Below are 3,661 nucleotides of genomic sequence, written 5' to 3'. Positions count from 1 at the left end.
CAGCAAAGAAAAAGAAGGAGACAACACAGATCTTGACCCCTGCCTGACCCGAAATCCATACTCAAAGCCGGGTCAATTCTCGATGAAAAACCCGGGTCAGTTCTGGGTGAAAATCAACAATGGTGCTTCTGGTCGCAGGGGGACGGCGCGTGCTTTGAGACGCGGTATTCATACCGACGTGGCGCACCGCGCCGGATCAGGGATTATGCGCCGCAGGACACCGAACTGCACCGCATCGCCGATGCCCTGCAAGCGATCCAGCGGCGCAACTTCTATCAGCTTCGCGCCGAGGCCACCCATCGCGGTCTTTATTACCATGAGCATTGCATGACGATCTCGGTCGAGCGTGACAGCCCGATCTGGCAGGACATGACCGCCGATGCCGAGGAGGTCGTCGTCGAGGCATTGCGCGATCTCGCCCGCTGGCTCTATCGCCAGCTTGAGCGTGAATACGGCTATCTGTCCTCGGATGAAATCGTCGATGAGACCATCACCGCCAACGGTTACACTTTCACCGAAGCCGGCCAGCGGTTCGGGTGAGCGGGTGCCACGCCTCAGAACTCCTCCTGTAACTCCGCATAGATGGCTTCGATCCGGTCGGCCTCCTCCTCGGTCAAAGCGGCGAACTCCTTCGCTCTGGCCCGTCCGGACAGTCTTCCGCCGTTCTGGTGCAGAAAGCGGAACAGCAGGTCGAGCGTTCGGTCGGGCATGTCGATCAGGCCAGAGACGCGGGACTTGAACCCGTCATAGGCGCGCAGGAACCGGGTTTCCGCAGGCAGGTCGGTGTCGATTGTCTGTGCGACGCAGGCAAAGAGGAATTCGGCATGGGGTGTGGCGTCGAAGAAGCGGTAGAAATCGCCGGTGTCGTTCAGCACCTCGAGATTGCCACGCTCTGTCGGGCGCCAGTCGACATGGGGCAGCAGCCGGCGCGAATAGCTTTCCAGGACCTGACGGTAGGCCTCGATCCGCTCAAGGATCACAGCCGAGACCGGAAAGACCATCCCGGGTGGGTTGAAGCCGCGCGCGGCGAGTACGTGGTGGATCAGGCAGCGATGCAAGCGTCCGTTCCCGTCTTCGAACGGGTGGATGTAGACGAAGCCGAAGGCAAGGCTCGCGGCGGCAAGAACCGGGTCGAGCCCCGGGGCGATATCGCGGTCGAACCGCTCCAGCCCGGCGATCAGCGCGGGCAAGTCCTCATGCCGGGCGCTGACGTGATCGGGCAGGGGGGCTCCGGTCGCACGTTCATGCTCCCCGATAAAGCCGCCTTCCGCACGCAGGCCCAAATGCACGAAACGCGCGTCGCCGATGACGATGCGTTGCAGGCGTTCGAGTTCTGCGCGGTCGATCGGGTGCCGTCCGGCCTCGCCGATGATCTGTCCCCAACGGCGGATTCGATCCTGGGGCGGGTTCTCGCCCTCGATCTGGAAACTTGACCGGGAATCCTTGAGCAGCAGGAAGGCCGCGGTGCGGGCCAGCAGATCGGCAGGCACATCAGCCAGCACCGCGCGCGCCTCGGTCGCCAGATCGCGGGCGATGAAGGTCTCAATGGCCGCTGTACGGAAGATCATCGGGCAGAAGTCCGGAGTTCCGGGCAGATTGTTGCGGACTCGATGCCGCGGCGAGGGGGTGCCTTCTGCCTCCCATTGCAGCTTGGCATCGACCACAGGCGCATAATTGCCGCGCGCGGCGTCAGGCAGATCGAGTTCCTCGCCGAGGAGCCATTCGTAGAGGAACCAGATCCGGCGCGCGTAGCTTCCCGTCGGGGCGGCCTCGACAATCGTGCGGATCGGTTCCGGTCCGGTTGCCCTGAACAGCCGTTTAAGGACCGCCAGATCGAGCCCTTCGTAGCGCAGCGCGAAGGTCAAGTGACCGGTTAGGCTAGCCTCGGGCGCGTGGCGGGGCGTGTAGAGCCGCCAGCCGTCGGCCTCGTAGACCTTGTGACGCGGGCCGATGGCGGAGAGCGTGCGGGGCAGGGGGACCGGAAGCGCGTAGGCATCGATCAGCGCAGCATAGCCTGCTGGCGTGGCCTGCTCGGGAAGCCAGCGCTCGTGAAAAACACTTACTGCTCCTGAAAACGGATTTCTTTGCCCATGCTCCATGAATTTCAGTTCTCAGTCCTGATGAACAGTTCAATATCGATATGTTGCATGAGTTTGGATTACGATCAAGGAGGTGATGTGAAACTTGATGGTGGAGGCGTCCCCGCCTCTGCAGGCCCAGTAAAATGGCTGAGCCTGTGATGGAGAGGCAGAGTTGGGCCGGGACAGGGGGAGCCCGGCGGTTGAGAGAGCGCCGTCCGGGCTTGTCCTTCCCGCTCTCCTGAGGTTCCTCGACATGAACATCTCGTCTCCCGTGACCAATCCGGTCACGTCGCTCGCGGTTGCGCCCGCGATTTTGGCGGCCGCCAATCTCCTACTGCCCCATCTTGAACGCGGCCAGCGCGTCGATGCCGCGGTCCTGCGCAGTGCGATGGAAACCACTTTCGGTAGGTCCGACGCCACTGGCGCCTGGGATTGGAAACTCGCCTTGCCGGCAATGCCGGTCGAACCTCCTTTCGGCGTCGCTCCAGCTGGGGTCCCGGCGCTAGGCGGCACGGCCGCTGGCTTTGAGCTGAAGATAGATGAAGGCAAAGAGCCGCGTGAACAGATAGTCGACCTGAAGGGAGGTCTCTAGCGGTTCCTGCCAGGTTTCCGAATGTCGGATTCGGTGGGTGTTGCCGATCTTGGTCAGCGCGTCCGCTTCCGCGGCGAGGCTCGCGCGAAGTTGTGAACCCGGGCGGGCGGCATGGTCAAGCATGGCATCGGCCATGTCCTTCTTGTTCGCGCCTGGTTCCAAGGTCTTGATGCGCTCGAACGCATCCCAGAGCTTTTCGAGGCCCTCGCCGCGCTCCTCCTGCTTGGGCGCGAGGATGCGCAGTCGGGCCGCCTCGAGAAGATTGTCGGTTTCCTGATCTCCGGATGCAAAGCGGGCCTGAAGCAAGGCTACGCGCAGCGCTGCCGGCAGGATGCGCTGGATCTTGCCGGGTGACGTCATCTCGAACGCGACGCCGTTGCGGGCGAGAAGCCGATTGATGTCAGCGACCCATTCGGCAAGGCCGGCGGGTCGGTCCCAAGTGAGATGATGGTGATTAAAGAAATCATGCCATTTGCCACGGATGGGGGCACCGACTGCACGCGCGCAAAACTCTAGTACGTCGAGGATGACGGGGGTCTGGGGAAGCTGGTGCGCGCGCAGGGGCTACGATGCGCCGGGCACCTCGGCTTCGAGGCTGCGTCCGAACGCCGCGCGGTCAGCGCCACAGGCAGGCTTGCCTGGGTCTTCGCAGGCCAGAGGAAAGCGAAACCCGAACGACCCATCGTCGAGCCGGACGTCGATCAGGCTGTGCAGGCCGCCCCATAGACGCTCGCCGATGACTTCGCTCGCGCGCGGGACAGGTCCAAATTCCCGGTCAGTGAAATAATCGTTCATGGCCTTGCGTAGCTCTTGATCGTTTCGAGTAATTTGCGAACTGTAGCGTGCCGTTTAGTCCGCCGACTGAGCTACTCCCCGAAAATCGGACAGTGACGGAAGCTACGATCTGACGTCTGCTGATCTCCAAGAACGAGGAGATCAGGACATGAGGAAACGCAGGAACCATGACGCGGGCTTCAAGGCTCGTGTG

The 3,661-nt window shown here is 62.5% G+C and carries 3 protein-coding genes and 1 pseudogene; 1 reads left to right on the top strand and 3 read right to left on the bottom strand.

Annotated elements, in window-relative coordinates:
• Positions 1 to 126: 126 nt before the first annotated feature.
• Positions 127 to 540: pseudogene (locus tag JL811_RS19700) on the top strand (antitoxin of toxin-antitoxin stability system); the annotation flags it as partial.
• 14 nt (positions 541 to 554) lie between these two features.
• Here JL811_RS19700 and JL811_RS19695 read toward each other — a convergent pair.
• The 3 genes from JL811_RS19695 to JL811_RS19685 form a co-directional block, all read right to left on the bottom strand.
• The gene (locus tag JL811_RS19695) at positions 555 to 2,099 is read right to left on the bottom strand and encodes a Fic family protein (protein WP_202690409.1); all 1,545 of its coding nucleotides are present in this window, start codon (positions 2,097 to 2,099) and stop codon (positions 555 to 557) included.
• Positions 2,100 to 2,583: 484 nt separating this feature from the next.
• Positions 2,584 to 3,033, bottom strand: coding sequence for a hypothetical protein (locus tag JL811_RS19690; RefSeq protein ID WP_202690408.1), 450 nt, complete (start codon positions 3,031 to 3,033; stop codon positions 2,584 to 2,586).
• A gap of 204 nt (positions 3,034 to 3,237) precedes the next feature.
• Positions 3,238 to 3,468, bottom strand: a complete 231-nt coding sequence (locus JL811_RS19685) for a hypothetical protein (RefSeq protein ID WP_202690407.1) — start codon at positions 3,466 to 3,468, stop codon at positions 3,238 to 3,240.
• Positions 3,469 to 3,661 lie beyond the last annotated feature (193 nt).

This window comes from Szabonella alba, assembly GCF_016765775.1.
GTDB lineage: Bacteria > Pseudomonadota > Alphaproteobacteria > Rhodobacterales > Rhodobacteraceae > Szabonella > Szabonella alba.
Note: the sequence above shows the minus strand (reverse complement) of the source record. Positions and strands in the feature narration are given on the sequence as shown.

What these genes read in the sequence shown, in the direction of transcription:
- JL811_RS19690 (WP_202690408.1), bottom strand. Translation starts at nt 3,033, where the DNA reads ATGACGTCACCCGGCAAGATCCAGCGCATCCTGCCGGCAGCGCTGCGC.
- JL811_RS19695 (WP_202690409.1), bottom strand. Translation starts at nt 2,099, where the DNA reads ATGGAGCATGGGCAAAGAAATCCGTTTTCAGGAGCAGTAAGTGTTTTT.
- JL811_RS19685 (WP_202690407.1), bottom strand. Translation starts at nt 3,468, where the DNA reads ATGAACGATTATTTCACTGACCGGGAATTTGGACCTGTCCCGCGCGCG.